The following is a 25,962-nucleotide window of genomic DNA, read 5'->3' on the forward strand; positions in this document are numbered from 1 at the left end:
AGTGATCCGGCGACCGAGCGTCCGCCTTATCGTCCCAGGAGGAACGGCAGTGCCTGCTCGGCCACGACCGGGCCCGCTTTTGGTTCCGTCGGGGACAGATGGCCGAGGCCGTCGATGGTTGTGAGAGTGGCGTGGGGAAGGGTGTCGCGGAGCATGGCGAACTCCGCTCGGTGCTCGGGCTTGGAGCGGCCGCCGACGAGGAGCAGCACGGGGGCGGTGACGTCTTTGAACTCGGCGAGGCGGCCGTACTGGGCGGCGAGCTGTTCGTGTTCGGCCAGACAGGCTCCCAGAAGGGGCCGCATCCGCTGCCAGGCCGGTCCGCGGAAGACGATGCGCAAGACCATGCGCAGGTACCAGTGCGGCAGTTTGGTCATGAAGTCCGGTGCGCCGCCGGAGCCTCGGATGAAGTGGACGAAAGCCCCGTAGTGGTCGCCGGCGGCCAGCCGTTCCCGGAAGGGGGCCATCCAGGCGGTGGGGACGGGGGAGCAGGGCACTCCTGGCTCGTAGACCGCGATGCGGTCGAACAGCGGGAAGGAGCGTGCGGTCTCCAGGACGACCAGACCGCCGTAGCTGTGCCCGAAGGCCAGGCGGGCCCCGGTCGCGGCCTGGACGGCGCGTAGGTCCTCGACTTCCTTGGCCAGGGAATACTCCGGTCCCTGGGGGCCGCTGGCGCCGCGTCCGCGCCGGTCGACGACGTGCACGGTGAAGGAGCGGGCCAGCAGGCGGGCCGGCGGCAGGTAGTCGTCAGAGGTGCGAAGGTTGCCGCCGACCACGATCAGGTCCGGTCCTGCGCCCAGGGTCCGGTAGCCGATCACGGTGCCATCGGCCGAAACTGCCGTGTGCTCGTGTAAGGGCGGAATATCGGTGTTCCGGCTCACTTGCCCGCCTCCCGCTCCAGCCGGTCGAACGTGGTCAGCAGCCGCGCGGTGTGCTCGGCGTACTCGGCGTACGGCACGCCGCTCTCGGCGACGACGGCGGCGAGCCGGTCTTCGAACTCCTGCCGGATCGAGGCCACCCGCCGCTTCCCCTCGTCGGTGAGGCTCAGCCGCCGGCGGTTGCCCCCGGCGGGGTCGGGCTGGACGTCGAGGAGGCCGTCGGCGGCCAGGACACCGGTCATGCGGCTCACCGACGGCTCGGTCACGCCGAGGTAGTCGGCGAGGGTCCGCTGCGTCGAGGCGCCCAGTTCTCCCACCAGGGTCAGCGCCAGGAACCGGCTGTAGGAGATGCCGTGCTCGGCCCGGAGGATCCGGTCGGCGGCCCGGTCCAGCCGGGCGGTGAGCACGTGCAGGTTGAGGCTGAGGTTCCGTTCCATGGCGCTAACTTAGCAAGCTAACTTAGCCAGAGCAAGATGCAGGCGTTCGTACGCGACGGGCGGCCGCCGGTGCGGCGCGGCCGCACCGAGGAAGCACGCCGGTGGCGGGCATGGCACGCTGGTGCGGCTTGTCGCGCGAGATCGAATCCTCGTGGGCCACACTGAGCCCATGGAATACGTCGGCCGGGTGCCCGCGCCGCCGCTCGACCAGTTCATCGACGACGTCTACTGCCTGACCGGGGTGCCGCGACACCGCAGGATGAACGTCCCCCCGATGCCGTCGGCACACCTGTTCATCAACCTGGGCGAACCCGCCCGCCTGTGGGATTCCGACCCTTCGGTGCCGCCGGAAGTGTTCACCGATGGCTGGTTCATGGGTGTATGGACCAGGCGTTTCCTCTTCGAGCACCCCGCACGGGTGCGGCTCGTCGGGGTGCACTTCAAGCCTTGGGGGATGTCGGTGGGCACAGTGATCATGCACAACGCGGTGTCGGTTGACGGGTTCATCGCCGACGCGAACGACGACGTCGGGCCACTCCACGATTGGTACTTCAACGGGGACACCCCGATCGCCGGAGGCGGCGACCAGCAGTACGACCATTCCGGCGCCGGAAGCGGCTTCAAGCTCTCCCGCGCATCGGCGGAGTACGTCCGGCCGATATGGGAGGCGGTCGGCGCGATCGTGATGGGCCGCGCGCTGTTCGACCTGGTGAACGGCTGGGAGGGCCGGCCGCCGGCAGGTGACCACGTGATCGTGGTGTCCCACCGGCCCAAGCCCGAGGGTTGGCACCCCGAGGCGTCGTACCACTTCGTCGACGACGTGACGGCTGCGATCGACAAGGCCCAGGAGCTCGCCGGGGAGCGAATCGTCAGCGTGAACGCCGGTGACGTGGGCGGCCAGATCCTCACGGCCGGCCTCGTGGACGAGGTGGCGATGGACGTGGTGCCGGTGGTGTTCGGGTCGGGCAAACGCTACTTCGGCGGCATCGACGGGCAGCATCTGCTGGAGGGCCCCCACGTGGTCACCCAGGGCGACGGTGTGCTGCACCTGAGGTTCAAGGTACGCCGCTAGCCGCGCTGCCAGGCGGGGTGCACTCGGATCTCGATGTCGTCGCACGCCGTCTCCGGCGCCGGTTCGGCGCTGACGCGGACCTGTATCGGACGGCCGGTGCCGGACTCGACGAACGACAGGGGCGGACGGCCGTCCTGCAGGTGCCTGTCGCCCCACTGCATCAGCGACAGGAACACCGGCAGCAGGTCTTCGCCGGCCTCCGTCAGCCGGTATTCGTCGCGGGCCCGGCTTCCCGGCTCCCGATAGACGACGGACGCGACGATCCCTGCGGCCTTCAGCTGTTTGAGCAGGTCCGCTCGGCGGCGTCGGTCGCCGCCCTCGCGGAGATCGCCTCCGACGCCGAGATCGTGTTCAACAACGCCGGGATCCTGCTGCCCGCCCCACTGCTGACGGGTGACTTCGAGGATGTCACCGTGACGTTCGACGTCAACGTCTTCGGGCCGCTGCGGATGGCGCGGGCCTTCGCACCGATCCTGGCCGCGAACGGCGGGGGCGCGCTCGTCGACATGCACTCCGTGCTGTCCTGGCTGGCCGGCGGCGGCGCCTACGGAGCGTCCAAGGCGGCGGCGTGGTCCCTCACGAACTCGCTCCGGATCGAGCTGGCGCGCCAGAACACCCAGGTCGTCGGTGTGCACGCGGGGTTCATCGACACCGACATGGTCTCCGCCATCGAACTGCCGAAGGCGACTCCGGCCGACGTGGCCGCGCGGATCGTCGACGGCCTGGAGTCCGGGGCCGCGGAGGTGCTCGCCGACGACGTCACGGTCGCCGCCAAGGCGGCACTGTCGGGCCCCGTGGAGAACCTGACCTTCTCGACCGCCCGCTGAGACCGCATCTGCGCACTCAAGGAGTACCGCACCGCCATGCCGCTGTGGACCATCCATCACACGCCCGGGATCTTCACCGACGCGGAGAAGCACCGGCTCGCCGCCCGTATCGCCGACCACTACGAACAGATCGGGCTGCCCCGGTTCTACGTGGTCACGCTGTTCCACCAGACCCGGCCCGAGGACTTCTACGTCGGCGGGGAGCCGACCCCGGCCGGGGTCCGCATCACCGTCGACCACATCGCGCGAAGCAACCCCGACCGGAAGAGCCGGCGCCGGACCGCCCAATGGATAAAGGGCATGCTGCAGCCCCACCTCGAAGGGCACGCGGCGCTGCACTGGGAGTTCCACGTCGACGAGACCAGCGAAGACCTCTGGATGATCAACGGGATCGCGCCGCCTCCGGCGGGCTCCGCCGCCGAGAAGCACTGGGCCGCGAGCAACTCGGCGTCCCCCTACTGACCGCGCCGCCGGTGCGTCGCCCCGGCCGATGAGTGACCCGGGCTGCACCTGAGGTTCGCGGTGCGCCGCTGACCGTGCCGCCCGCTCAGGGATTCATCGGGATTCGATGCGGCCCAGTGGTTCGCCGGCCGCGGCCAGAGCGGCACGCGCCTCCGGCCAGGCGGAGCCGTCGACGCCGAGCGCGGTGCGAAGGTAGGCCCAGGTGAGCCGCTGGATCAGGGCGACCCGCCCGGGGTGCTCGTCCGTGGTCTCCGTGACGTTGTAGCCGGAGATCCCTCCGAGCGAGTGTTCCGCACCGAACACAGTGAGCAGGCTCTTGCCGTGTGGGCTCCGGACGTACGCGTCGGTGAACCAGTCCGGCCCCCGGACCGACAGCAGGGACTGGTCGCGGTCTCCCGCGACCACGAGGGCCGGTGTGGTCATCTCCGCGAAGCCCGGGTTCATGAACGGGAAGTGCTCGGCGGCGAACGGAGTCAGGTCGGCTCCGCCCGTGCCGGGGACGGCGAGCAGCACACCCGCGGTGATCCGCGGGTCGGACAGGTCCTCTCCCGGCTCGCCTTCCGCGCCGAGGACTCGCGCGCCCAGGAGCATGCTCGCCGTCTGCGCGCCCCAGGAGTGGCCGGCCACGGCGATGCGGCTCCGGTCGAGCCGCCCGGCGAGCCCGGGAGCGGCGGCTTCGACGAACTCCAGCCCGTCGAGGACGCGCGTGAGGTCCTCGACGCGGAACCGCCAGATCAGGGGCGTACGGGGGTCGTCGGGAGGAAGGTTCAGCGTCCTCGAGTCGAGATGGGTGGGCTGGATCACCGCGAAGCCGTGGGCGGTCCAGAAGTCGACCAGCGGGGCGTAGCCGTCCATCGACTCCCCGAAGCCGTGCGAGAAGACGATGACCGGCAGTTCGTTTCCGGTCGCCGGCGCGGACACGCGTACGCGCAGGTCCTCGCCGCGGCCGGGGGCCGGCAGCACCACCGGCTTCACCGAGATGACAGGGGTGGGCGCGCCGACGGCCACATCGGTGGCCGCCATGCCTGTGTGCGTCATGGGTTGGTCTTCCTCTCAGTTGTTTCGTGAAGTGATGAGTTCGTCGGTCACCCAACGGGCGACGCCTTCGGGGTAGGGCGACGGCAGCCCGAGGACGATGTGCCGGAAGCCCGCGCCGATCGCCTCGGTGATCGCGTCCCGGGTGGGGCCGGGCCGGTCGTAGGAGACGGGCAGGTGGATCGAGCGGGTGATGGAGGCGGGGTCGCGGCCGATCTCGGCGCAGTAGCGGTCGAGCAGCGCGCTGCGGCGGACGACGTCGCCGATGTCGCCGCCGGGGACGTTCCACAGGTCGGCGTGCTCGGCGGCCACGCGCAGCGTCGGCGACGAGCGGCCGCCGATGAGGATCGGCGGATGGGGACGCTGGACGGGTTTGGGGTTGCAGAAGGCCCCGGTGAGCCTGACGTGGGTGCCGTGGAAGTCGAACGGTTCGGCCTCGGTCCACAACCGCCGGATCACCGTGCAGGCTTCGGCGAGGCTCTCCACGGCGTGCGCGGCGTCGTGGAAGGGCAAGCCGTGCGCGTCGTACTCACGCCGGGCCGGCGGATGGCCGGGCCGTGAACCGGCGCCGATGCCGAAGTCGAGCCGTCCGCCGCAGATCTCGTCGACGGTCGCGGCGATCTTGGCCAGCATCGCGGGCGGCCGGAACCGGTTGCTGGTCACCAGTACGCCGATCCGCAGCCGCCGGGTCTGTGCGGCGAGGGCGGCGAGCAGCGTCCAGCCTTCGTAGGCAGGCCCGTCCGGGTCGCCGGCGATGGGCATGAGGTGATCGAACAGCCACGCGTGCTCGATCTGCGGGATCGCGTCCGCCTCGCGCCAGACCCGCAGGACGTCGTGATAGCCGACCTGTTGCGGAGCGGTCATGATCCCGAAACTGGGGCGGAGGGAATGCGGCATGGGGATGGTCCTTTCGCCGCGGGCGGCGCGGGATGAGTGCGCCGACGGCGGCCGGGTGGAAAGGGAAGTGCGGGAACGACGCATGGCTTGGTCGCAGGCCCGCTGCTCTGGCATCATGAGCAAGCGGGACCGTGTCCCGTTTTGACGATACGGAACCATGTCCCGTTTAGCAAGTCCGGTGATGGAGGGAGCCGCGCGATGAACGACAGCGACCGGGGCGCGGGGCGGGCGGCCCGGCCCAGACGGGCGGACGCACGGCGCAACGAGAAGACCCTGCTCGACGCGGCCGCCGAGGTCTTCGTCGCCTCAGGGGTGGACGCGCCCGTACGCGACATCGCGGCCAAGGCCGGCGTCGGGACGGCCACCATCTATCGCCACTTCCCGACGCGAGCGGACCTCATCATCGCCGTCTACCGGCACCAGGTGGAGGCCTGCGCCGAGGCCGGACCCGCCCTGCTGGAGTCCGGCGCGACGCCCTATGAAGCACTGCAACGATGGATCGGCCTGTTCGTCGACTTCCTGGTCACCAAGCACGGGCTGGCCGCCGTGCTGCGCTCCGACGAGGCCGGGTTCGAGGCCCTGCACGCCTACTTCCTCGACCGTCTCATGCCCGTGTGCACCCGGCTGCTCGACGCCGCGGCCGCCGCCGGTGAGATCCGCTCCGACATCCCGGCCCTCCAGCTCATGCACGGCGTCGGGAACCTTTGCATCGGCGCCGAGCACGATCCCGACTACGACGCCCGACGGCTGGCCGCACTGCTCATCGCCGGGCTCCGCCTGCCGGACTAGGTCATGTCCGTGCTGCGACGTTCACGGGGCGCCTGGCCGGTGACGACGCCGGCCAGGCGACGTCGTCGATCGCGAGCCACGGCGCCTCGGCCACGGCCGCGGGCGTGAGCCCGGCGAACGCCTTGACCTCGCGGGTGAGGTGGGACTGGTCGACGTAGCCGCTCGCCGCGGCGACACCGGCGGCGCCGTGCCCCGCCGCGAGCAGGTGGGCGGCGTGGTCGAACCGCACCAGCTGGGCGGCGCGTTTGGGGGTGATGCCGAGCTGGGACCGGAAGCGCGACCACAGGCGCTTGCGGCTCCAGCCCACCTCGCCGGCCAGGCCGTCGACCCGCACCCGCCCCCGGCTTGCGAGCGTCCGCCGCCAGACGTGGACGACCTCCGGATCGACCGGGGGAGCGGCGTGCAGCCGCCGGCCGAGGATGTCCCTCGCGACCGCGAACCGTTCGTCCCACGACGTGGCGGCGCGCAGCCTGTCCTCGGCTCGCCCGGCGTCGCTGCCCCAGACGTCATGGAGAGGCACCACCGTCCCGCTGAGCTCGGCCGGCGCGCCGAACACGGCGGCCGCCGCGACCGGCTCCAGCCGGATCTGGAGGCACTCGACCCGGCGGCCGGCTGCCCGGAAATCGCCGGGAAGGAGCCCGGCGACGACGCTGCCGCGCCGGGTCCGGCCATGGGCGTCGTGGATGGCGGTCTCGGTGTCGCTCAGGTCGACGAACAGGGTGACGAACGGGTAGGCGACCATGGTGATGTCCCACAGCGCGGGGGAGCGCTGGCGGAACCCGGCCATGCTCACCCCCGGCAGCCGGCCCCGCGTGCGCGGGACCGCGACGTCCACCCACGCCCAGTCGTATAACGTCCCCGCCGACGGCATACGACCAGCCTAATCACCGGAGCCGCACGCGTCGTGATCTCCGCGTCATCTCCGAGTGATCTCCGATGGCGGCCGGGCGGCGCGGGGCGCGTGATCGGCGGCTCCACGCCGTGTCCCGAAGCCGTGTCCCGAGGTTGTGTCCCCAGGTTGCGTCCCGAAATTCGGTTGCGGGGCCTTGTTACGGTTTCCGCATGCTCTCGTCCTCTCAGCGCGCCCTGCTGCCGCGCTCGGCACCTGCGGCCTCGGGGATGTCGTCCCGCTCGATCGGTGCGCTGCTGGACCGGCTCGACGAACGGTCCGTCGAGTGCCACTCCCTCATGGTCGTCCGCCACGGACACGTCGTCGCCGAAGGCTGGTGGGCGCCGTACTCGGCCGGACGCCCGCACCTTCTCTACTCGCTGACCAAGTCCTTCACCGCGGTCGCCGTGGGGCTCGCCATCAGCGACGGGCTGCTCGCGCTGGACGACCGGGTGGTGGACGTGCTGCCCGACCACGTTCCGGCCGGCATCTCGGAGCAGGCACGCCGCATCACCGTTCACCACCTGCTGTCCATGACGACCGGACACCGCGACGACAGCCTCGCCGAGGCATGGGACCTCGAACCGGGCGACCTGGTGAAGGGCTTCCTGCGCGTGCCGTTTCCCGAGCCCGAGGGGACGCGGCACGCCTACGACAACCCGACGACCTTCGTCCTGGCCCGGATGGTGGAACGGGTCACGGGCCGCGGCCTCCCCGAGCTGCTCGACGAGCGTCTCTTCACGCCGATGGGGGTCGACCACGCCGAATGGGACCGGGTGGCGAGCGGCGCCGCCTTCGGATTCCACGGACTGCACCTCACGACCGAGGCCGTGGCCGCCTTCGGCGAGCTGCTGCTGCGCGGAGGACTGTGGGGCGACCGGCGGCTCGTCCCGCGCGAATGGGTGGAGCTCGCGACGCGGCGGCACATCGGCACCCAGCAGGTCGAGGGCTGGTCGGAGAGCCGCGACACGCTGTGCGGATACGGCTACCAGTTCTGGATGTCGCAGCACGGTTTTCGAGGCGACGGCGCCTTCGGCCAGCTGTGCGTGGTCGTCCCGTCGCACGATCTCGTGGTCGCCGTCACCGCCGCCGCGACGGAGGGGGCGGAGATACTCGACCCGATCTGGGAGTGCCTGCTGCCCGGCGTGGATCAGGCGGACAGCGCCCGGGACGACGCGATCCTCGCCGAGCGGCTGCGGCGGCTGTCGTTCGCGCCGGTGCCCGGTTCTGCCGGCCCGGAGCATCCCGTCACGGCGAAGATCGACGACTCCGCCGGGGATTCGCCGCTGCCCGGCGGCACCACGGTGACCGTCGATCCCGTGGACGGTGGCTGGCTCCTGCGGCTCGGGCCGGTGCTCGACATCGAGGCCGGCCACGGCGCATGGCGGGAGAGCTCGCCGCTCGGCCGCCCCGTCGTCGCGACCGGCGCCTGGCAGCGCGGCACGTTCGTCGCCGAGCTTTACGTCATCACCACTCCCCACCGGGTGCGGCTGGTGGTCGACGCCGAGACGGGGACGGCGGTGGCGACGTGGAACGTCGTGCCCCTGACCGGCCCCGATCTTGCGGTGCACGTGCGGTCGCCGCTGATGACCCGGCCCGACGTCGCGTAGGAGGCCGGCGGGCGCGGGCCGCTCCGTCCCCCGTGGCGGCGGTTGCGTCCGGCGGGTCCCGCCGTGTGGGAGACAATGCGACCCATGACGAATCCTCCCGGGGGCGCCGCGGGCAGGCCGCCCGGCGTGCAGCTCGACGCCGTGCTGGAGCGGATCACGTACGCCAATGAGGAGACCGGTTACACGATCGCCAGGGTCGCCACCGAACGGTCCGGCACCGAGCTGCTCACCGTCGTCGGCCCGCTGCTCGGGGCGCAGGTGGGCGAGTCGCTGCGGCTCACCGGCCGCTGGGGCTCCCACCCCAAGTACGGCAGGCAGTTCGAGGTGTGGTCCTACACCACCGTCCTGCCGGCGACGATCCAGGGCATCCAGCGCTACCTGGGCTCGGGGCTGATCAAGGGCATCGGCCCGAAGATGGCCGAGCGGATCGTGGACCACTTCGGCACCGACACACTGCGGGTCATCGAGGAGGAGCCCAAGCGCCTGGTCGAGGTGCCCGGCCTCGGGCCCAAGCGGACCAAGATGATCGCCGCGGCCTGGGAGGAACAGAAGATCATCAAGGAGGTGATGATCTTCCTGCAGGGCGTCGGGGTGTCCACCTCGATCGCCGTGCGCATCTTCAAGCAGTATGGCGAGGACTCCATCGACGTGGTCCGCAAGGAGCCCTACCGGCTCGCCGACGACGTGTGGGGCATCGGCTTCAAGACCGCCGACACCATCGCGCAGGCCGTCGGCATCCCCCACGACAGCCCCGAGCGGGTCAAGGCCGGGCTGCGCTACACGCTGTCGCAGGCCGCCGACGACGGCCACTGCTATCTGCCCGCCCCCAACCTGGTCGCCGACGCCGTCAAGATCCTGGAGGTGCCGCCCGACCTGACCACCGCCTGCCTGGAGGAGCTCGTCGCCGAGGAGGGCGTGGTCCGCGAGGAGATCCCGGCCAGGGGAAACGGCGAGCAGGCCGGGGACGACGAGAGCACGGTCCCGGCGATCTACCTCGTCCCCTTCCACCGCGCCGAGCTGTCGCTGGCCGGCACCCTGCGCACTCTGCTGACCGCCGGCCACGACCGGCTGAAGGCGTTCGCCGACGTGGACTGGCCGGCCGCCTTCGACTGGCTGCGCGGCCGCACCGGCGCCGACCTGGCGCCCGAGCAGGCCGAGGCCGTACGGCTCGCGCTGACGGAGAAGGTGGCCGTGCTGACCGGCGGCCCCGGCTGCGGCAAGAGTTTCACCGTGCGTTCGGTGGTGACGCTGGCCCGCGCGAAGCGGGCCAAGGTCATCCTCGCCGCCCCGACCGGCCGGGCGGCCAAGCGGCTGGCGGAGCTGACCGGCCACGAGGCCACCACCGTGCACCGGCTGCTCCAGCTTCGCCCCGGCGGGGACCCCACCTTCGACCGCGACAACCCCCTCGACGCCGACCTGGTGGTCGTGGACGAGGCGTCCATGCTCGACCTGCTGCTGGCCAACAAGCTGGCCAAGGCGGTCGCCCCGGGCGCGCACCTGCTGTTCGTCGGCGACGTCGACCAGCTTCCCTCGGTCGGCGCCGGAGAGGTGCTGCGCGACCTGCTGGCCGCCCCCGGCATTCCCCGGGTGCGGCTGACGCAGATCTTCCGCCAGGCGCAGGAGTCGGGGGTGGTCGTCAACGCCCACCGCGTCAACACCGGGCAGCACCCCCTGGTCCGCGAGTTCCCCGACTTCTTCCTGTTCTCGTGTGAGGAACCTGAGGAGATCGCCGCCCTGACCGTGGACGTGGTCGCCCGGCGCATTCCGCGGAAGTTCGGGCTCAACCCGCGCAGGGACATCCAGGTGCTGGCGCCCATGCACCGCGGCGCGGCCGGCGCCGGCGCGCTCAACACCGCCCTGCAGGAGGCGCTGACCCCCGCCCGCGAGGGCATGCCGGAGCGCCGCTATGGCGGGCGGGTCTTCCGCGTCGGCGACAAGGTCACCCAGCTGCGCAACAACTACGACAAGGGCGCGGCCGGGGTGTTCAACGGCACGGTCGGCGTCGTCACCGCCATCACCCCCGAGGAGAGCAAGCTGACCGTGCTGACCGACGAGGACGAGAACGTCGACTACTCCTTCGACGAGCTCGACGAACTCGCCCACGCCTACGCGGTCAGCATCCACCGCTCCCAGGGCAGCGAATATCCGGCGGTCGTCATCCCGCTGGCCACCAGCGCCTGGATGATGTTGCAGCGCAACCTTCTCTACACCGCCATCACTCGTGCCAAGAAGCTCGTGGTCATCGTCGGGTCGCGGCGGGCGCTCGGCCAGGCCGTACGCACGCGGGGGGCGGGCCGCCGCCACACGGGGCTGACCCACCGCCTCCGCGTGCCCTGATCTTCCGTGCCCTGATCTCTCGCGTCCTGGCCGGCGCGCCCGCCCCGGCCGCGTCAGTACTGCGAGACGTAGGTCACGAACGACGGCTGGTCGACCCGGGTCGTGCCCTTGTAGCAGACCACGTCACGCACGTAGACATTGGACCCGTAGGTCGTCCACAGCGTGAGCAGGTTGCAGTACTCCGGCCCGGGACCGTACGCCGTGACCTGCACGTTGTTGGGCGTCACCCCGACCTTGGGGAAGGACACCAGGCGCATGCCGCCCCCGGCCGTCTGCACCGTGTTGATCCCGCCCTGGGAGTTGTAGTTGATCCCCGCGGGGCCCGGCGCGTACGGCCCGGGGTTGGCCGGGACGTTGTCGAAGGTGTAGGCGAACAGCTTCGGCGGCGCGTACGCGCCGGTGATCGCCCGCTCACGCTGGTAGGTGAGGGTCCAGCCGGTGTCGTACGGCTTGTCGGCCACGTCGTGGCACAGCACCTGGATCTTCTGCCCAGACGGCGCCCAGCTCCACGCGCCCACCTTGCAACGGGCCGGCTTGCTGGAGTCGACCGCGGTGACCTGGATGTTCCCCGCCTGTGCGGCGGAGCCGAGCCCGGGCAGCCAGACCGTCCAGTCGCCGGTCGTGTTGGGGTAGACCGCGTTCACGCCGAGGGAGGAGTTGTAGTCGGAGGCGATGGAGGTGCCGTCCCAGAAGACGTAGCCGAACGCCTGCGCGGCCGAGAACAGCGCACCGCTGCTGCTCGCGAAGACGATGGAGAACAGCGCCTTGGCCGGGCCTCCGCCGAACCGGTAGCACCGCACCGCGACGATCTCGTCGGAGCCGGACTGGCCCCACTTCTCGATCTGGCACCACTCGGCCGACTGCGAGATCGCGGTCACGTGCGCGATCCCGCCCTTGGGGATCCCGATCTTGGGGAACCGCACGAAGTATTCGCCGGGGACGCCGGGCGTGACGCTGACCGTCGGCCCGGGCCCCCAGCTGCCCGCCTGGTAGGCCAGGTTCGGCACGCCGGAGCTGGTGTCGACGTAGGCGAACCCCCACACGTCGGGAACCGCCGCGTTGGCGGCCCCCGCCCCGGCGACGGCGCCGCCGGCGACCATCGCACACAGTAGTAGTAATCGGGTGAACACGGAGTGTAACAGGCGCATGCCGTCCTCCATCGCGGTGATGCCCAGTGGGCGTACGAGATGTCGACGCCGGTTTGCCGGCGAGTGGTGCCCGTTCGTGGAGCCGTGGAACGTTCTAGCGAGGCGCGGGGATCACCAGCGGCCTCCCGCCCTGTGATAACCCGGGGGCCGATCGTTGAGAAGACCCAAAGGCCCATACGCCGCACATCACGCATTTAGGCGTGAAACATTCATCGTTCGACGTGAGCCGAAGGATCACGGCCCTAGCCTGCCGGGGAGGCGACGACCACCACCGAAGGGGGGAAGGGGGCGGCCTCCATGCGCCCCCGGCCACCGATGACAGCAGATCCGCCCGCCACGCCGGAACGGCGGCTCACCCGGCACGCGGACGTGCGCGCCGTGCTCGCCGATCCCCGCTTCCTCGTCCCCGCCGCCCCCGCCGCGCAACCGGGATCGGGGATGGCGTGGCTGCGGGGAGCGGTCAGCAGGTTCAGCAACGGGGCCGAGCACGCCGGCCGCCGCGCGCGTGTGGCGGGGCTGATCGACGCCCTCGATCCCGTACGGCTGCGCCGAGAGGCCCGCGAGCGGGCCGGGGCCGAACTGGCGGGCGCCGCCCGTGTGGACGTGATGGCCAGGATCGCCCGCCGTGTCCCGGTCGGCGTCCTCGCCACCGCGCTCGGCGTCCCGGAGGAGCGGCGGGAGGAGGTGGCCGCAGCGGTGACGGCCATGGCCGCCGCCTACCACCTCCCGCCCGCGCCCGGGGCCGCGTCGCCCGGGGCTGCGTCTCCTGAGGACGCGGCGGTGGCCGTGCTGGCCGACGTGCTGGGCGACGCGCTGGGCGAGGGGCTGGGCGAGGGGCGGGCGCCCGATCCCGGCCTGCTGGCCGCGGTGGCGGGGGCGCTGGTCCAGGCGTGCGACGCCACCGCGGGCCTGGTGGGCAACACCCTCGCCGTCGTGACCCGCCTGCCCGCCGCCCTGTCCGTACGCTGGCCGGTCGAGGCGCTGCTCGCCGAGACCCTGCGATGGGACCCGCCCGTACGGCTCACGCGCCGGGTGGCGGCCGAGGACGCCACGGCCGGAGGAGTTTCGGTGCCCGCGGGAGCCGTCGTCGTGCTGGACCTGGCGGCGGCCAACCGGGACCCCGAGGTCTTCCCCGACCCGCACCGTTTCGACCCCGCGCGTTTCGACCGTTTCGATGCGGATGGTCGGGGCTGCGGCGGGGGCGGCGGCGGGAGCCGCGGCGGGAGCGGCGGGCACCTGGGTTTCGGCAGCGGGATCCGGCCCTGCCCGGGGGAGGGGGCCGCGCTCGCCCTGGCGGCGGGCGTCCTCGAGGCCGCTCTCGCGCACCGCCTCGCCGACCCCGAGATCCCCTACGAGCCGTCACCGAACCTGCGCGTGCCCGCCTGCCTCCACCTGGAGGGCGCCGACACCACGAAAGGACCTCGATGAGCACCCACGCCGAGACGTTCCGTGCGCTTCACCATGCGAAGCACCCGCTGGTGCTGCCCAACGCGTGGGATCACGCCTCGGCGGCGGTCCTGGCCGCCGCCGGGTTCGCCGCGGTCGCGACCACGAGCCTCGGTGTCGCCGCGGCCGCGGGCAAGCCCGACGCGACCGGCGCCACCGCGGCGGAGACGCTGGCGCTGGCCCGGCGGCTGGCCGGGCTGCCGTGCCCGGTGTCGGTGGACATCGAGGGCGGCTTCGCGGACACGCCGGAGGGGGTGGCCGAGATCGCCACCGAGCTGGCCGCACTCGGTGTGGCCGGCGTCAACATCGAGGACGGCCGGCCGGACGGGACGCTGGCGGACCTCGGCGAGCGGTGCGAGACGATCGCGGCGGTCAAGGCGAAGGCGCCGGGGCTGTTCGTCAACGCCCGCACCGACACCTACTGGCTGGGGGCCGCAGACCTGGCCACGACCGCCGGCCGGCTGCGGGCCCTCGCCGAGGCCGGAGCCGACGGGGTGTTCGTCCCCGGGGTGGCCGGCGGCGACGACATCCGGACGCTGGTGGACGCGGTCGATCTGCCGCTGAACGTGCTGTTCCTGCCCGGCCGTCACACCGTCGCGGGTCTGGCCGCGCTCGGCGTGCGCCGGATCAGCACCGGATCGCTGTTGCTGCGGGCCGCTCTGCACGCGGTGGCCGAGACCGCACGGGCTGTCGCCGCGGGTGAGCCGATCCCCGCCGGCCTTCCGTCGTACGAGGACGTGCAGGTCCTCACCACGACGGGCACATGACCCGCCACTTGATCAGTCTTGACGCGCACCTTACCGTCTACAGAGACGGGCACACCGAAGAGCGACCGAAATGTGACCTGAGCACCGGAGAAAATGCCAACATAGGAGGCAACCCCGAATAAGGTCTTATGGTGCCCTTCGCGCTCATGGGGGAGTAGTTGTGCTGAGCACTGGAAGTCGTTCGAGGTGGCCGATCGCCGGACTCGCCGTGATGCTGGCCGCTTCTCTGTCGGCATGCTCCGGTGGATCGAGCACGCCGGGCTCGGCCGGTGGGGACTCCGGCGACGCCGCGCCCGCCATCCCGGCCCCGAAGATCACGATCAGCCCGGCGACGGGCAGCGCGAAGGTGCGTCCCGACAAGACGGTGGTCGTCACCGCCTCCGACGGCGAGCTGGAGGAGGTCACCGTCCAGGCGGGCGGCACGACGATCGAGGGCGACTTCGACTCCACGCGCACCAAGTGGACCTCCAAGGAACCGCTTAAGCCATCCGCCAAATACACCGTGTCGGCCAAGGCCACCGGCCAGGGCGGCCCCGCGACCGCGACCAGCCGCTTCACCACGCTCAAGCCCAAGGTCGGGCTGGAGGTCGTGGACGTCACCCCCGGCATCAAGGGGGAGACCGTCGGCGTCGGCATGCCGATCATGGTCAGGTTCAACGCCCCGGTGCAGGACAAGGCCGCCGTGGAGCAGGCCCTCGAGGTGGACGCGGAGAAGCCGGTCAAGGGCGCCTGGCGGTGGATCGACGACAAGTACGTCATCTACCGCACCGCCAAATACTGGCCCGCGCACCAGAAGGTCAAGTTCACCGCGCACCTGACCGGCGTGAAGGCCGGGCCGGACACCTACGGCGTCGAGGACCACAGCACGACCATCAAGATCGGCGCGGCCTGGGTCAGCTCGGTCAGCACCAAGACCCACATGATGGTGGTCCGGCGCGACGGCAAGGTCGTGCAGACCATGAAGATCAGCGCCGGCATGGCGACCACCCGCGAGTACACCACCACCAGCGGCATCCACCTGACCATGGAACGCGGCAACCCGGTCACGATGATCTCCCCCGGCAAGAAGGAGGGCGACCCCGGCTACTACAAGGAGATCGTCAACCACGCGGTGCGCATCTCCAACAGCGGTGAGTACGTCCACAGCGCGCCCTGGTCCGTGGGCTCGCAGGGCCGGGCCAACGTGAGCCACGGGTGCATCAACGCCAGCCCCTCCCAGGCCAAGTGGTTCTACGACAACTTCCACCGGGGCGACGTCGTCAAGATCGTGGGCACCAACCGGATCCTGGAGTGGAACAACGGCTGGGGCTTCTGGCAGATGCCGTTCAGCAAGTGGCAGCAGGGCAGCGCCCTCGAGTCCTGATCCCTCGCTCGCATCGAGGAATCCCGAAACACCGGTGGGTGAGCGGTAGCCTGGGCTCATGGCGGAGACCGTGACCTCGCCGGACCCCGGGCTGGTGGAGGCGTTGCGTGCGCTGTCGAACCCGATGCGGTTGCAGCTGCTGATGTGGCTGCGTGAGCCCGAGCGTCACTTCCCGCTGGAGGAGGCGATCGCCGACCCGGACGAGGTCGGCGTGTGCGTGAGCCACATCCAGGCCAGGGTGGGCCTCGCGCAGTCGACGGTGTCGGCGTACATGGCCGAGCTGCAGCGGGCAGGCCTGGTGAAGGCCACACGGGTCGGCAAGTGGACCCACTACAAGCGCGACGAGCAGCGCATCGCCCAGCTCGTCGCGACCCTGGGGGAGACCCTCTAGAAACCACGGCGACGCACGGCGGGACCCTCGCGTTCGCTTCACATCGCCCGCTGCCGCGCACGCCGACGCGCCGCATCCTGGCGGCGTACGGGCCCAAGATGCTCGAACTGGCGCGTGAGCGCTCCGTCGGCGCCCTCACCTACCACGTCACGGTGGCGCACACCGCACGAGCACGGGAGATTCTCGGGCCGGACGCGTTCCTGGGCGTCGAGCACGCGGTGCTGTTCGAGTCCGATCCCGCACGGGCCCGCGCGGCCGCGCGCGAGCACCTCCGCCCCTACCTGAACACGCCGTACAACATCGCCAAGTTCCGGCGGCTGGGCTACCCGGACGAGGAGATCACGGGCGGCGGCAGCGACCGCCTCGTCGACGACCTGGTGTTCTGGGGCGACCTCGACACGATCGTGGCCAAGCTCGGCGCCCACCGCGACGCCGGCGCCGACCACGTCGCGATCCAGGTCATCGGCGTCGAGCCGGGGAAATCCCCGATGCCGCACTGGCGACTGCTCGGCGACTGCTCGGCGACGCGTTGCTGCCCCAGCAGGCCGGCGTCCGGCTCACGGCCTGAGGGGCGGCCGGGGGTCCTACTGCACGCCCCACTTCATGAGAGCGAAGGCACCCACGATCTTCAGCGCCACGAGCGCGATGACCACACAGAACACGATCAGCGCGGGGCGGTGCTCGAAGTGCTTGCCCTCCTTCAACGGAGGCCGCTTCGCCACGCGCTCGGCGATGCGCTCTTCGATGGGTTTGCGGTGGAACATGACCGCAGACTACTACCCGTGCCGCCCGGCCCAGATGCCGATCATCAGGAGCGGCGGGCCGCGATGGCCGGGTCGTGGTCACAGGGCCGGGGAAAAGGGTTGGACGAGATCATGATCGGGCTTGTAGCGTGCGGTCGACCGTGACATCGCCCGAGGAGGTGAGACCCATGAACGCTGCATCGACGTGGGTGCTCCCCCTTCCCGTCACGGCCGGGCGATTGACGTAGGTGTCGCCGGGAGCGCCTCCCCACCACGGCACTCCCGAAAGGCACCACCTATGCGTTTCCCGTTCACCGGCGACCCGTCGCCGGCCTCCGATGCCGAGCACGCGCCCGCGTACGACGTGATCATCGCCGGGTGCGGTCCGACCGGCGCGATGCTGGCCGCCGAACTACGGCTCCACGACGTGCGGGTGCTCGTCGTCGAGAAGGAAACCGAGCCCAAGTCGTTCGTCCGCATCGTCGGTCTGCACATCCGCAGCATCGAGCTGTTGGCGATGCGCGGACTGCTGGAGCGCGTTCTCCCGCATGGACGACGGCGTCCCGCCGGCGGTTTCTTCGCCGCCATCGACAAGCCCGTGCCCAAGGGACTGGACTCCGCGCACGCCTATCTGCTGGGCATCCCGCAGCCGGTCATCGAACGCCTGCTCGAAGAACACGCGGTCGAGCTGGGCGCGCACGTGCGGCGCGGCTGCGCGGTGACCGCTTTCGAGCAGGACGACGAGGGCGTGACCGTCGAGCTGGCCGACGGGGAACGGCTGCGTTCGCGCTACCTCATCGGCTGTGACGGCGCGCGCAGCACGGTGCGCAAACTGCTCGGCGTCGGCTTCCCCGGCGAGCCCTCGCAGACCGAGACGCTGATGGGCGAGATGCACGTGGGGGTGCCGCAGGAGGAGATCACCGCCACGATGGCCGGCATCCGCGAGATCCACAGGTCGTTCTGGATCAGGCCGTTCGGCGGTGGTGTCCACAGCGTCGTCGTCCCCGCCTCAGGAGTCGCCGATCGCGCGGAACCGCCCACCCTCGAGGATTTCCGGCAGGCGCTGCGCGCCATCGCCGGGACCGATTTCGGCGTGCACTCCCCACGCTGGCTGTCCCGCTTCGGCGATGCCACCCGGCTGGCCGAACGCTATCGGGTCGGGCGGGTGCTGCTGGCCGGCGACGCGGCGCACATCCATCCGCCCATCGGCGGGCAGGGCCTCAACCTGGGCGTCCAGGACGCGGTCAACCTCGGCTGGAAGCTGGCCGCGCAGGTCCGCGGCTGGGCGCCGGACACCCTGCTCGACACCTACCAGGCCGAACGTCGTCCGGTCGCCGCGGACGTGCTGGACAACACCCGCGCCCAGCGGGAACTGCTGTCCCCCGAGCCGGGCGCGCAGGCCGTACGCAGGCTCCTCACCGAGCTGATGGACTTCGAGGAGGTGAACCGCCACCTGATCGAGAAGATCACCGCGGTCGGCGTCCGCTACGACTTCGGGGAAGGCCCCGGCCTGCTCGGCCGCCGCCTGCCCGACATCGAGGTGAAACAGGGCCGCCTCTACGACCTGCTGCATCGCGGGCGCGGCCTGCTGCTGGACCGCACCGGAGGCCTGACCGTCGGCGGCTGGTCGGACCGGGTCGACCACCTCGCGGATCCCACGGCGGCGCTGGATGTTCCGGGCGTCCTGCTCCGTCCCGACGGCCACGTCGCCTGGATCGGCGACGACCAGCGGGACCTGGACCACCACCTCCGCCACTGGTTCGGCACGCCCGCCGGCTCACCTCGCCCCGAGGGCCGGTCATGACGGCCCGCCGGCCGGATTGACGGCGAGCACACAGGCGACGGGCGGGTCGAGGTCGAGGGTCTCGACCCGCGGACGGGTGAACCCGGCCCGGGTGAGCAGGTCCTGCAGCTCTTGCGCGGCCCGGGCCGTGGTGTCCCGGGTGGCGCCGGGGCAGCGGGGCTGGCTGACGAGCGCGATGCGCCCTCCGGGGCGGAGCAGGCGGCGCAGTTCGCCGAGCCGCTCCACCGGGCCGGGCCAGAACCCCACGGAGTTGACGGCGAGGATCGCGTCCAGCGGGTCGCCGAAGCTCGGCAACCGCTCCACGGAGGCCTGCACAAGGTGCACGCGGCCGGCGCGGATGGCGGCGGCGTTGCGCCGGGCGGCCTGCCGCACCATGGCCCGCGAGTGGTCCACGCCGAAGACGTGGCCCCGGACGGCACGGGCGGCGAACGCGGCGATGGCGATGCCGGGACCGAAGCCGATCTCCAGCACCCGGTCGGTGGGCCGCACGTCCAGCAACGCCACCGCCCAGACGTTCCGCTTGCGGTTGGAGGGGCGAAGCGCGAACAGCCGGCCGTTCGCCCACCCGACGAATCCCCTCGGGCGATGGGCCTGGTCCACCAGGTATCCGATCACGCGTTGCTTGAGAGATGTCCCTGTTGTCTGCATGGTCGCCAGTCAAGGGCTTCACGTACGCTTGAAGTCAATGGGCGAGCAGTTGACGATCGGCGAGCTGGCGCGCCGCACGGGCGTCGCCACCTCCGCGCTGCGCTACTGGGAGGAGCTCGGCCTGCTGCCGCCGCCCGCCCGGGTCTCGGGCCAGCGGCGTTATCCCCCGTCGGCGGCCGGGCTGGTCGGTGTCATCCTGATGCTGCAGGACGTCGGTTTCACGCTGCGGGAGGCCAAGGCGTTCGTCGCGTCCCGGTCCCCGGACGGCGACGGCCGGCGGGAGCTGTACGAACGCAAGCTCGCCGAGCTGGACCAACGGATCGCCCGGGCTCAGGTGGCCCGCACCGCCATCGCCCACGGCCTGGCCTGCCCGCACGAGAACATCTTCGAGTGCCCCAACTTCACCAAGGGGGTCGCGGCGATCCTGGCGGGAGGCTCTCTCGAAGAGGTCCACGAACAGATCCATCCGGACTGACCTGCGGGTCAGTCCCCGACCTGCCCGGTCGGGCTCGGACCGCCGAGTCCGCCGAGCAGTTCGCGCAGCAGGCCGGAGAGCTGCTCTCGGCGTTCGCGTGAGAGATGGCCGACGAGGCGATCCTCGGCCACGAGCAGGTCGGCGACGACGCGGTCGAGCAGGGCGTGGCCCGCGTCGGTGAGGAAGACCGCGCGCGCGTGGTAGCCCGACCCGGCGGTGGTCCGCTCGACCAGCCCGGCCCTGACCGCCCGCTCCACACGCTGCGTGATCGCGCCCCGCGTCACCATGCACGCGTCGGCCAGCTCGCCCGGGCTCATCCGGTAGGGCGGGCCGGAGCGGCGCAGCGTGGACAGCAGGTCCAGGGTCGCGACGTCCACGCCCAGGTTCGCCAGGAGGCGGCGACGCTCGTCGCCGAAGACCTTGGCGGCCCACCAGATCCGGGTGATGACCCCGATCGACTCCACCGGGACACCCGGCAGCTCGCGCCGCCAGGCGTCCTGGATGGCGTCGGCGCCGTCGCGCGGCGGCTCAGCGGGCGGCGGCGCGGCCCGCGACGGTTCGGGCGGCGGCTCACCGGCCACGTTCGGCCCCGCCGTTCACCTGGATGATCTGCGCGGTGACGTGCCCGCCGCCTGGCGAGGCGAGCCAGTGGACGGTCTCGGCGACATCCTGCGGCGACCCCGCCCGGCCGGTGCAGGTCTGCCCGACCAGCATCGCGCGGCGTTCGTCGTCCATCGTGCCGCGGAAGAACTCGGTGTCCTCGATGAACCCCGGGGCGACCACGTTCACCGTGATGCCGCGCGGCCCGAGGACGGAGGCGAGGTCGAACGCGTACGGGTGCAGGGCCGCCTTCATCGGGCCGTACGAGGTGCCGCCCGAGCCGCGGAAGGCCGCGATCGAGCTGATGAACACGACTCGCCCGTCCGGGTTCAGCAGATCCCGCAACGCCTCGGTCGGCAGCACCGCCGTCAGCACGTTGGCCCGGAAGTTGCCGGTCCACCGCTCCGCGACGTCACCGGGGCCACCGGGGCCACCGGGGCCACCGTGCCTCTCGATGTTGCCGCCCGCGTTGTTGACCAGCACGTCGATCGTGCCGAAGCGCTCGGCCAGGCCCGCGCGCACGCGCTCGACCTCCGCGGGCTCGCTCAGGTCGGCCGCCAGCGCCGTCGCGCCGATCTCCTTGGCCGTCCTTTCCAGGACGTCGGCGCGGCGACCAATGATCACCACCCGGTCCCCGTCGGCCGCGAAGCGCGCCGCCACGGCCTTGCCGATGCCGGTGCCGCCGCCGCTGATCACTACCGTGCGCGTCATGCCGATCCCTCCGCGAGTTTAGACCTAAACTCAGCGTAGGGCATCGGCGGGCCCAGCCGTCGCGGCAGCTCAGCCGTCCAGCCCGAGCCGTACGGCCCGGGCGAGGGGGGTGGCGTCGCCGGCGGTCAGCGGCTCGGCCAGGAAGAACGGCATCTGGGACATGAAGCGCGGCCGGGTGCCGCGATGGGGCTGAGCGGCGTGGACAAGGTGCGGATGGCACAGGTAGACGTCGCCGGGCAGTCCCGTGGCGAGGGTTTCGGGCCGGTGCGCGGTCGCCTCGTCCAGCACCGGGCCGGAGGCGAAGAACTCCAGCCCCTGCTCGCCGTACGGTTCCAGGACGCGGACCGTGTCGAGATGGGAGCCGATCCTGATGCGGGTGGGCGCGTCGCCGGGACCGACCTCCGACAGCAGCACCAGCACGAGCATCGTGTGGGACGCGAGAACGACCTTCCCCCAGGCGCCGTCCGGTCCGGGGTCGTTCTGGTCGATGTGCCAGCCGGTGTCCCCGGCGTCATCGGGGTGGGGGAAACGCACCGGCGTGTTGCCGATGGTGCCGCGCGGCACCCACCCGTTCTTGCCCGCGACGAGGTCCAGCGCCTCTGCCAGTGCCGGGGCGCGCATCGCCTCTCCGAACGGGCCCTGCCCCATCGGGTCGGGGGCGGCCCAGACCACCGGCTTCGTCCAGTCCTCCGGCCGGTCGGGGGACAACCCGATCTGCCGCCACAGCAGGTCTCTGATCCGGTCGCCGGTCTCGCGGGGGAACGCCTCCTCGATCTTGAGGAAGCCCTCGGTGACGAAACGGTCGAGGTCGGCGTCGGTGAAAGCGGCCATGGCGGGACGGTAGCGAGGCCGGGCGGCCGATGTCGATCGATTAAACCCCTCGGCTTGAACCCCTCGGCTTGAACCCCTCGGCTTGAAGCGCCCGGTTTGAATCCCCTGGCGCCTCACCCGCCGAGCTCGGACAGGCGGCGCAGGGCCGCCTCCAGCTCGCCGGTGAGGCGGGCGACCTCTCCCTCCAGTTCGAGGATGCGGCGGATGGACGCGAGGGTCATGCCCTCCGTGACGAGGCCCACCACGTAGCGCACCTGCCCGATGTCGTGGCGGGAGTAGCGGCGCTGTCCGCCGGCCGACCGGCGTGGCCGGACCACCGCGAACTCGTCCAGCCGGCGCAGGAACGCCTGCTGGACGTCGAGCATCTCGGCGACCTGGCCGACCGAGTACAGAGGCGCATGCTCGTCGTCGATGGGCAGGCCGGGCATCATCACCTCCGGTACGGCGGCGGGCCGGCGTTCGTGGGACGCCGGCCCGCGGGTGTCGTCACTTCGTGGGGTGCTCAGGCGTTGATCGCCTTGTGCTCCCCGCTCCTGATCTCGATCTTGCGCGGCTTGGCCCGCTCCAGGACCGGGATCCGCAGCGTCAGGACCCCGTTGTGGTAGCCGGCCTCGATCCGCTCGCTGTCCAGGTGCTCCGGCAGGTAGACACGGCGGCTGAACTGCCCCATCGTCCGCTCCCTGACGAACACCCGGTCGTCGTCGCCGAGCTCCTCCTCGCGGCGGGCGCTGACGGTCAGCACGCCGCGGTCGACGGTGACGTCGACGCTGTCGGGATCGACGCCCGGGAGGTCGAACCGGAGCACGACGTCATCCTTGCGGCGGACGCCGTCCAGGGGCATCACGCGCCAGCCGCCGTCAGTCGCCCCGAACGCGGAGCGGGCGAGGCGGTCGAACTGCCGCTCGAATTCCTGGACGAAGGGGTCGATCGACGTGAGCAGCATCGCAACCTCCTTCTTGCGAGTCCCACAGGAGGAAACCTTCTACTTCAGTTATAAGTTGCTTGCGCGCAGGATGCAAGCCGCCTGGGCGGTGGCGGCGCGACCTCGGGTTTCGCGCCGCAGCGGCGTCTCCGCCCGGCGTCACCAGGCCTTGCCGGCCGGCTCCCGGACCGTACGGTTGATCCGGTTGAAGAAGTTGGTGAGCGCGATGTTCAGGATGATCGCCGACAGCTCACTCTCGTCGAAGTGGGCGGTAGCGTCGTCCCAGATCTCGTCGGTCACGCCCGGCGCGCCGTCCTGGATCCGGGTCGCGGCCTCGGCCAGCGCGAGCACCGCCCGCTCCTCCTCGGTGAAGAACGGCGCCTCACGCCACGCCACCACGCTGTGCAGCCGCTCGTCGGTCTCCCCATGCTTCTTCGCCGACTGCACGCCGGCGAACACACAGGCGCTGCAGCCGTTGATCTGGCTGGCCCGCAGGTGAACCAGTTCGAGCACGAGCGGGTCCACGCCGCTGGAGTGGACGGCCTTGAACAGGTGCTGGATCCCGGTGGTCACGTCGGGGTTCGCCGGGCTCTTCATGCGTGCTTCCATCGGTGGTGCTCCTTCGTCGGTTACCTCGGCCCGTCCGGGCCCGTCATCCCCATGACGGAGCAGATACGAGGGAGGTAACAACATGTCCGACACCAGCCCCGCGGACCCCGTGACCGAGGCGTTCGAAGCCCAGCGCGACCGGCTGCGCGCGGTCGCCTATCGCATGCTCGGGTCGCACGCCGACGCCGAAGACGTGGTCCAGGAGGCCTGGCTGCGGCTGTCCCGCCAGGACACGGCGACCATCCACAACGTCGCCGGCTGGCTGACCACCGTGGTCGGCCGGATCAGCCTCGACGTCCTGCGGTCGCGTCAGGCCCGGCCCGAGGCGTCCTACGACGACCGGCTGCCCGAGCTCGTCGTGACGGTCGACGCCGGCCCGGCGCCCGACGACGACGTGGCGCTCGCCGACTCGGTCGGGCTGGCGCTCCTCGTCGTCCTGGAGTCGCTCGGGCCGAGCGAGCGGCTGGCGTTCGTGCTGCACGACCTGTTCGCGGTCTCGTTCGACGAGATCGGCAAGATCCTCGGCAGGTCCACCGCCGCCGCCAAGATGCTCGCCAGCCGCGCCCGCAGGAAGGTGCAGACGGCCGAGCATCCGGCTGCCGGCGGACGAGAGCAGCGCGAGGTGGTCCAGGCGTTCCTCGCGGCGGCGCGCGACGGCGACTTCGAGGGGTTGCTGCGCGTGCTCGACCCCGAGGTGAAGCTGACCGCCGACCTCCCCCACGGGGTGGTCGTCGTCCTCGGCGCCACCGAGGTCGCCGCGGGCGCGCAGAGCCGGGTGGGCGCCGGAGCGGCCGCGCGGGGCCGGGCGGTGGTCGTCAACGCCCTCCCCGGGTATGTGGCATGGCGCGAGGACGGCACTCCGCTGTCGGTCATGGCCTTCACCATCGCCGGCGGCCGGATCACCGACATCACGGTCGTGGCCGACCCGGCCAAGCTCGCGGCCATGGAGCTGCCGGAGCCGGAGTGAGCCGCCGCCGGAAAATCGGCTCCACGCGCGCGGTGTCTTCTGGCTGCGCGGTGCCTTCTGGCCGCGAGCTGCCCGCGGCGCGCGTCGGCCGTACCCGTCGGCCGCGGCCCTATCGTGCTCTGAGTTTCCGGAAGAAGTCCCGGATGTCGGCAACCAGGAGGTCCGGCGCCTGCAGCGAGGCGAAGTGCCCGCCGCGGGAGAACCGCGACCAGTGGACGACGGTGTTGGACAGCTCGGCCAGCCCGCGGATCGCCCGGTCGCCGAGGAAGTTCGCCACCCCCGTCGGCACCGGCGAGGGCGCGGGCCGCCGGCCCCACGCCTCCGACGCGGTCTCCAGGTACATCCGTGCGGCCGACCCCGCCGTGGCGGTCAGCCAGAAGATCGTGACATTGGTCAGGACGGTGTCGCGGTCGACGGGGGTCCGCTCGGTCCGGGTGGGGTCCCAGTCCACGAACCACTCCAGGTTCCACGCGAGCTGACCGGCCGGGGAGTCGTTGAGCGCGTACGCCAGGGTCTGCGGCCGGGTGGACATCTGGGTGGCGTAGCCGGAGTGGCCGTACCACCACGACTGGTTCCGCCCGGCCTGCTCGCGCTCGTCGTCGGTGAGCCCGTCCAGCTCGCCGGAGCCGATGGGGGTCGAGGCGGTGGCCAGCGCGTTGACATGCACGCCGATCACGCGTTCGGGCTCGATCCGGCCGAGCTCGGGAGAGACGATGCTGCCGAAGTCGCCCCCCTGAGCGCCGTACCGCTCATATCCCAGGCGCCGCATCAGCTCGGCCCAGGCCCGGGCGACGCGACCGGCCCCCCAGCCGGTCTCACGGGTCGGGCCGGAGAACGCGAAACCCGGCACCGAAGGCGCGACGACGTGGAAGGCGTCCGCCGGATCCCCGCCGTATGCCCGGGGGTCGGTCAGCGGCCCGAGGATGTCCAGGAAGTCATACACCGTGCTCGGCCAGCCGTGCGTGACGATCAGCGGGGTGGCCTCGGGCTCGGGGGAGCGTACGTGCAGGAAGTGGATGTTCTGGCCGTCGATCTCGGTGGTGAACTGCGGGACCTCGTTGAGGCGGGCCTCGTGCTCGCGCCAGTCGTAGCCGGTGCGCCAGTGGTCGACCAGCCCCATGAGGTAGTCCTTGTTCACCCCGTAGGACCAGCCGACGCCGGGAAGCTCGTCGGGCCAGCGGGTGCGGGCCAGACGACCGGCCAGATCGTCGAGGTCGGCCTGCGGGATGTCGATACGGAAGGGTCGTGGTGTGCTCACGGCGTCAGCCTGCCCCGGGTGGAGGACAGCCACCGTCCTCTACGTCTGG

29 protein-coding genes are annotated in these 25,962 nt (G+C 71.5%); 14 read left to right on the forward strand and 15 right to left on the reverse strand.

Features of this window, described 5'->3' with window-relative positions:
- Positions 1–26: 26 nt before the first annotated feature.
- The gene (locus FLX08_RS31685; RefSeq protein WP_167530643.1) at positions 27–815 is read right to left on the reverse strand and encodes an alpha/beta fold hydrolase; all 789 of its coding nucleotides are present in this window, start codon (positions 813–815) and stop codon (positions 27–29) included.
- A gap of 59 nt (positions 816–874) precedes the next feature.
- Complete coding sequence (locus FLX08_RS31690) at positions 875–1,312, reverse strand: MarR family winged helix-turn-helix transcriptional regulator (RefSeq protein ID WP_142623936.1); 438 nt, start codon at positions 1,310–1,312, stop codon at positions 875–877.
- Positions 1,313–1,481: 169 nt separating this feature from the next.
- On the opposite strand from FLX08_RS31690, the gene FLX08_RS31700 reads away from it, so the two are divergent.
- Positions 1,482–2,384, forward strand: a complete 903-nt coding sequence (locus FLX08_RS31700) for a dihydrofolate reductase family protein (protein WP_244313048.1) — start codon at positions 1,482–1,484, stop codon at positions 2,382–2,384.
- Here the strand turns inward: FLX08_RS31700 and FLX08_RS42545 are convergent.
- A complete protein-coding gene (locus tag FLX08_RS42545) occupies positions 2,381–2,647 on the reverse strand; it encodes a winged helix-turn-helix transcriptional regulator (protein WP_244313055.1) in 267 nt (88 codons plus the stop codon). The genes FLX08_RS31700 and FLX08_RS42545 overlap by 4 nt on opposite strands.
- Between FLX08_RS42545 and FLX08_RS31705 the strand changes: the two genes are divergently transcribed.
- Together FLX08_RS31705 and FLX08_RS31710 are read left to right on the forward strand one after the other, a co-directional pair.
- On the forward strand, positions 2,540–3,211 hold the full coding sequence (locus FLX08_RS31705; RefSeq protein WP_142623969.1) for an SDR family NAD(P)-dependent oxidoreductase: 672 nt from the start codon (positions 2,540–2,542) through the stop codon (positions 3,209–3,211). The two genes, FLX08_RS42545 and FLX08_RS31705, sit on opposite strands and share 108 nt — an antisense overlap.
- Positions 3,212–3,247: 36 nt before the next feature.
- Positions 3,248–3,673 carry a tautomerase family protein gene (locus FLX08_RS31710; protein ID WP_142623937.1) on the forward strand — a complete coding sequence of 142 codons (426 nt, stop codon included), beginning with the start codon at positions 3,248–3,250 and terminating at the stop codon, positions 3,671–3,673.
- 93 nt (positions 3,674–3,766) lie between these two features.
- On the opposite strand, the gene FLX08_RS31715 is transcribed toward FLX08_RS31710, so the two are convergent.
- Together FLX08_RS31715 and FLX08_RS31720 are read right to left on the reverse strand one after the other, a co-directional pair.
- Positions 3,767–4,711: an alpha/beta hydrolase family protein gene (locus FLX08_RS31715; protein WP_244313049.1), complete on the reverse strand. Its 945-nt coding sequence runs from the start codon at positions 4,709–4,711 to the stop codon at positions 3,767–3,769.
- A gap of 15 nt (positions 4,712–4,726) precedes the next feature.
- A complete protein-coding gene (locus FLX08_RS31720) occupies positions 4,727–5,572 on the reverse strand; it encodes an LLM class flavin-dependent oxidoreductase (RefSeq protein ID WP_244313050.1) in 846 nt (281 codons plus the stop codon).
- Positions 5,573–5,803: 231 nt separating this feature from the next.
- Here FLX08_RS31720 and FLX08_RS31725 point away from each other — a divergent pair, with 231 nt between their 5' ends.
- Positions 5,804–6,394 (forward strand): TetR/AcrR family transcriptional regulator, encoded by a 591-nt coding sequence (locus tag FLX08_RS31725; protein ID WP_142623939.1) that lies wholly within the window; start codon positions 5,804–5,806, stop codon positions 6,392–6,394.
- A gap of 1 nt (position 6,395) precedes the next feature.
- Here FLX08_RS31725 and FLX08_RS31730 read toward each other — a convergent pair whose 3' ends face one another.
- Positions 6,396–7,265, reverse strand: coding sequence for a helix-turn-helix domain-containing protein (locus tag FLX08_RS31730; RefSeq protein ID WP_244313051.1), 870 nt, complete (start codon positions 7,263–7,265; stop codon positions 6,396–6,398).
- Between the two features lie 191 nt (positions 7,266–7,456).
- On the opposite strand from FLX08_RS31730, the gene FLX08_RS31735 reads away from it, so the two are divergent.
- Both FLX08_RS31735 and recD2 read left to right on the forward strand, forming a co-directional pair.
- Positions 7,457–8,893, forward strand: a complete 1,437-nt coding sequence (locus tag FLX08_RS31735) for a serine hydrolase domain-containing protein (RefSeq protein WP_208761783.1) — start codon at positions 7,457–7,459, stop codon at positions 8,891–8,893.
- An 84-nt stretch (positions 8,894–8,977) separates the two neighbouring features.
- The gene (recD2, locus tag FLX08_RS31740; protein ID WP_142623940.1) at positions 8,978–11,230 is read left to right on the forward strand and encodes an SF1B family DNA helicase RecD2; all 2,253 of its coding nucleotides are present in this window, start codon (positions 8,978–8,980) and stop codon (positions 11,228–11,230) included.
- A 53-nt stretch (positions 11,231–11,283) separates the two neighbouring features.
- Here the strand turns inward: recD2 and FLX08_RS31745 are convergent, their stop codons facing one another.
- Entirely contained in the window at positions 11,284–12,378 is a 1,095-nt protein-coding gene (locus tag FLX08_RS31745; protein ID WP_142623941.1) for a hypothetical protein, read from the reverse strand.
- Positions 12,379–12,693: 315 nt separating this feature from the next.
- On the opposite strand from FLX08_RS31745, the gene FLX08_RS31750 reads away from it, so the two are divergent.
- The 6 genes from FLX08_RS31750 (at position 12,694) to rox (ending at position 18,892) form a co-directional block, all read left to right on the forward strand.
- Complete coding sequence (locus FLX08_RS31750; RefSeq protein WP_142623942.1) at positions 12,694–13,806, forward strand: cytochrome P450; 1,113 nt, start codon at positions 12,694–12,696, stop codon at positions 13,804–13,806.
- Positions 13,803–14,591, forward strand: coding sequence for an isocitrate lyase/PEP mutase family protein (locus tag FLX08_RS31755; RefSeq protein ID WP_142623943.1), 789 nt, complete (start codon positions 13,803–13,805; stop codon positions 14,589–14,591). Before FLX08_RS31750 ends, FLX08_RS31755 begins: the two co-directional genes overlap by 4 nt.
- A 211-nt stretch (positions 14,592–14,802) precedes the next feature.
- Positions 14,803–15,954 (forward strand): L,D-transpeptidase, encoded by a 1,152-nt coding sequence (locus FLX08_RS31760; protein WP_167530645.1) that lies wholly within the window; start codon positions 14,803–14,805, stop codon positions 15,952–15,954.
- Between the two features lie 58 nt (positions 15,955–16,012).
- Complete coding sequence (locus FLX08_RS31765; RefSeq protein ID WP_142623944.1) at positions 16,013–16,345, forward strand: ArsR/SmtB family transcription factor; 333 nt, start codon at positions 16,013–16,015, stop codon at positions 16,343–16,345.
- Between the two features lie 98 nt (positions 16,346–16,443).
- Positions 16,444–17,253, forward strand: a complete 810-nt coding sequence (locus FLX08_RS41625; RefSeq protein WP_208761784.1) for an LLM class oxidoreductase — start codon at positions 16,444–16,446, stop codon at positions 17,251–17,253.
- 133 nt (positions 17,254–17,386) lie between these two features.
- The gene (gene rox, locus FLX08_RS31780) at positions 17,387–18,892 is read left to right on the forward strand and encodes a rifampin monooxygenase (RefSeq protein ID WP_142623946.1); all 1,506 of its coding nucleotides are present in this window, start codon (positions 17,387–17,389) and stop codon (positions 18,890–18,892) included.
- On the opposite strand, the gene FLX08_RS31785 is transcribed toward rox, so the two are convergent.
- Positions 18,887–19,507 (reverse strand): class I SAM-dependent methyltransferase, encoded by a 621-nt coding sequence (locus FLX08_RS31785; RefSeq protein ID WP_244313052.1) that lies wholly within the window; start codon positions 19,505–19,507, stop codon positions 18,887–18,889. The two genes, rox and FLX08_RS31785, sit on opposite strands and share 6 nt — an antisense overlap.
- Before the next feature lie 70 nt (positions 19,508–19,577).
- On the opposite strand from FLX08_RS31785, the gene FLX08_RS31790 reads away from it, so the two are divergent.
- On the forward strand, positions 19,578–20,015 hold the full coding sequence (locus tag FLX08_RS31790) for a MerR family transcriptional regulator (protein ID WP_167530646.1): 438 nt from the start codon (positions 19,578–19,580) through the stop codon (positions 20,013–20,015).
- A gap of 8 nt (positions 20,016–20,023) precedes the next feature.
- Here the strand turns inward: FLX08_RS31790 and FLX08_RS31795 are convergent, their stop codons facing one another.
- From FLX08_RS31795 to FLX08_RS31820, 6 genes are all read right to left on the reverse strand, one after another.
- Positions 20,024–20,596 (reverse strand): MarR family winged helix-turn-helix transcriptional regulator, encoded by a 573-nt coding sequence (locus tag FLX08_RS31795; protein ID WP_142623949.1) that lies wholly within the window; start codon positions 20,594–20,596, stop codon positions 20,024–20,026.
- Positions 20,586–21,326, reverse strand: a complete 741-nt coding sequence (locus tag FLX08_RS31800) for an SDR family NAD(P)-dependent oxidoreductase (RefSeq protein WP_142623950.1) — start codon at positions 21,324–21,326, stop codon at positions 20,586–20,588. The genes FLX08_RS31795 and FLX08_RS31800 overlap by 11 nt, the downstream gene beginning before the upstream one ends.
- Before the next feature lie 69 nt (positions 21,327–21,395).
- Positions 21,396–22,157, reverse strand: a complete 762-nt coding sequence (locus FLX08_RS31805) for a phytanoyl-CoA dioxygenase family protein (RefSeq protein WP_142623951.1) — start codon at positions 22,155–22,157, stop codon at positions 21,396–21,398.
- A 113-nt stretch (positions 22,158–22,270) separates the two neighbouring features.
- Entirely contained in the window at positions 22,271–22,588 is a 318-nt protein-coding gene (locus tag FLX08_RS31810) for a MerR family transcriptional regulator (protein ID WP_142623974.1), read from the reverse strand.
- 71 nt (positions 22,589–22,659) lie between these two features.
- Positions 22,660–23,100 carry an Hsp20/alpha crystallin family protein gene (locus FLX08_RS31815; RefSeq protein WP_142623952.1) on the reverse strand — a complete coding sequence of 147 codons (441 nt, stop codon included), beginning with the start codon at positions 23,098–23,100 and terminating at the stop codon, positions 22,660–22,662.
- 138 nt (positions 23,101–23,238) lie between these two features.
- On the reverse strand, positions 23,239–23,688 hold the full coding sequence (locus FLX08_RS31820; protein ID WP_142623953.1) for a carboxymuconolactone decarboxylase family protein: 450 nt from the start codon (positions 23,686–23,688) through the stop codon (positions 23,239–23,241).
- 82 nt (positions 23,689–23,770) lie between these two features.
- Here FLX08_RS31820 and FLX08_RS31825 point away from each other — a divergent pair, with 82 nt between their 5' ends.
- Complete coding sequence (locus tag FLX08_RS31825; protein ID WP_142623954.1) at positions 23,771–24,655, forward strand: sigma-70 family RNA polymerase sigma factor; 885 nt, start codon at positions 23,771–23,773, stop codon at positions 24,653–24,655.
- Positions 24,656–24,764: 109 nt separating this feature from the next.
- Here the strand turns inward: FLX08_RS31825 and FLX08_RS31830 are convergent, their stop codons facing one another.
- Entirely contained in the window at positions 24,765–25,913 is a 1,149-nt protein-coding gene (locus FLX08_RS31830; RefSeq protein ID WP_142623955.1) for an epoxide hydrolase family protein, read from the reverse strand.
- Positions 25,914–25,962: the final 49 nt, after the last annotated feature.

The organism is Microbispora hainanensis (assembly GCF_006874475.1).
GTDB classification, from domain to species: domain Bacteria; phylum Actinomycetota; class Actinomycetes; order Streptosporangiales; family Streptosporangiaceae; genus Microbispora; species Microbispora hainanensis.

Coding starts and splice junctions, on each gene's coding strand:
- rox (WP_142623946.1), top strand. CDS start 17,387: ATGCGTTTCCCGTTCACCGGCGACCCGTCGCCGGCCTCCGATGCCGAG.
- FLX08_RS31790 (WP_167530646.1), top strand. CDS start 19,578: ATGGGCGAGCAGTTGACGATCGGCGAGCTGGCGCGCCGCACGGGCGTC.
- FLX08_RS31765 (WP_142623944.1), top strand. CDS start 16,013: ATGGCGGAGACCGTGACCTCGCCGGACCCCGGGCTGGTGGAGGCGTTG.
- FLX08_RS31825 (WP_142623954.1), top strand. CDS start 23,771: ATGTCCGACACCAGCCCCGCGGACCCCGTGACCGAGGCGTTCGAAGCC.
- FLX08_RS31755 (WP_142623943.1), top strand. CDS start 13,803: ATGAGCACCCACGCCGAGACGTTCCGTGCGCTTCACCATGCGAAGCAC.
- FLX08_RS31760 (WP_167530645.1), top strand. CDS start 14,803: ATGCTGGCCGCTTCTCTGTCGGCATGCTCCGGTGGATCGAGCACGCCG.
- FLX08_RS31700 (WP_244313048.1), top strand. CDS start 1,482: ATGGAATACGTCGGCCGGGTGCCCGCGCCGCCGCTCGACCAGTTCATC.
- FLX08_RS31805 (WP_142623951.1), bottom strand. CDS start 22,157: ATGGCCGCTTTCACCGACGCCGACCTCGACCGTTTCGTCACCGAGGGC.
- FLX08_RS31810 (WP_142623974.1), bottom strand. CDS start 22,588: ATGATGCCCGGCCTGCCCATCGACGACGAGCATGCGCCTCTGTACTCG.
- FLX08_RS31750 (WP_142623942.1), top strand. CDS start 12,694: ATGACAGCAGATCCGCCCGCCACGCCGGAACGGCGGCTCACCCGGCAC.
- FLX08_RS31735 (WP_208761783.1), top strand. CDS start 7,457: ATGCTCTCGTCCTCTCAGCGCGCCCTGCTGCCGCGCTCGGCACCTGCG.
- FLX08_RS31725 (WP_142623939.1), top strand. CDS start 5,804: ATGAACGACAGCGACCGGGGCGCGGGGCGGGCGGCCCGGCCCAGACGG.
- FLX08_RS31745 (WP_142623941.1), bottom strand. CDS start 12,378: ATGCGCCTGTTACACTCCGTGTTCACCCGATTACTACTACTGTGTGCG.
- FLX08_RS31815 (WP_142623952.1), bottom strand. CDS start 23,100: ATGCTGCTCACGTCGATCGACCCCTTCGTCCAGGAATTCGAGCGGCAG.
- FLX08_RS31715 (WP_244313049.1), bottom strand. CDS start 4,711: ATGACGCACACAGGCATGGCGGCCACCGATGTGGCCGTCGGCGCGCCC.
- FLX08_RS31800 (WP_142623950.1), bottom strand. CDS start 21,326: ATGACGCGCACGGTAGTGATCAGCGGCGGCGGCACCGGCATCGGCAAG.
- recD2 (WP_142623940.1), top strand. CDS start 8,978: ATGACGAATCCTCCCGGGGGCGCCGCGGGCAGGCCGCCCGGCGTGCAG.
- FLX08_RS31820 (WP_142623953.1), bottom strand. CDS start 23,688: ATGGAAGCACGCATGAAGAGCCCGGCGAACCCCGACGTGACCACCGGG.
- FLX08_RS31690 (WP_142623936.1), bottom strand. CDS start 1,312: ATGGAACGGAACCTCAGCCTCAACCTGCACGTGCTCACCGCCCGGCTG.
- FLX08_RS41625 (WP_208761784.1), top strand. CDS start 16,444: ATGCTCGAACTGGCGCGTGAGCGCTCCGTCGGCGCCCTCACCTACCAC.
- FLX08_RS31710 (WP_142623937.1), top strand. CDS start 3,248: ATGCCGCTGTGGACCATCCATCACACGCCCGGGATCTTCACCGACGCG.
- FLX08_RS31730 (WP_244313051.1), bottom strand. CDS start 7,265: ATGCCGTCGGCGGGGACGTTATACGACTGGGCGTGGGTGGACGTCGCG.
- FLX08_RS31720 (WP_244313050.1), bottom strand. CDS start 5,572: ATGACCGCTCCGCAACAGGTCGGCTATCACGACGTCCTGCGGGTCTGG.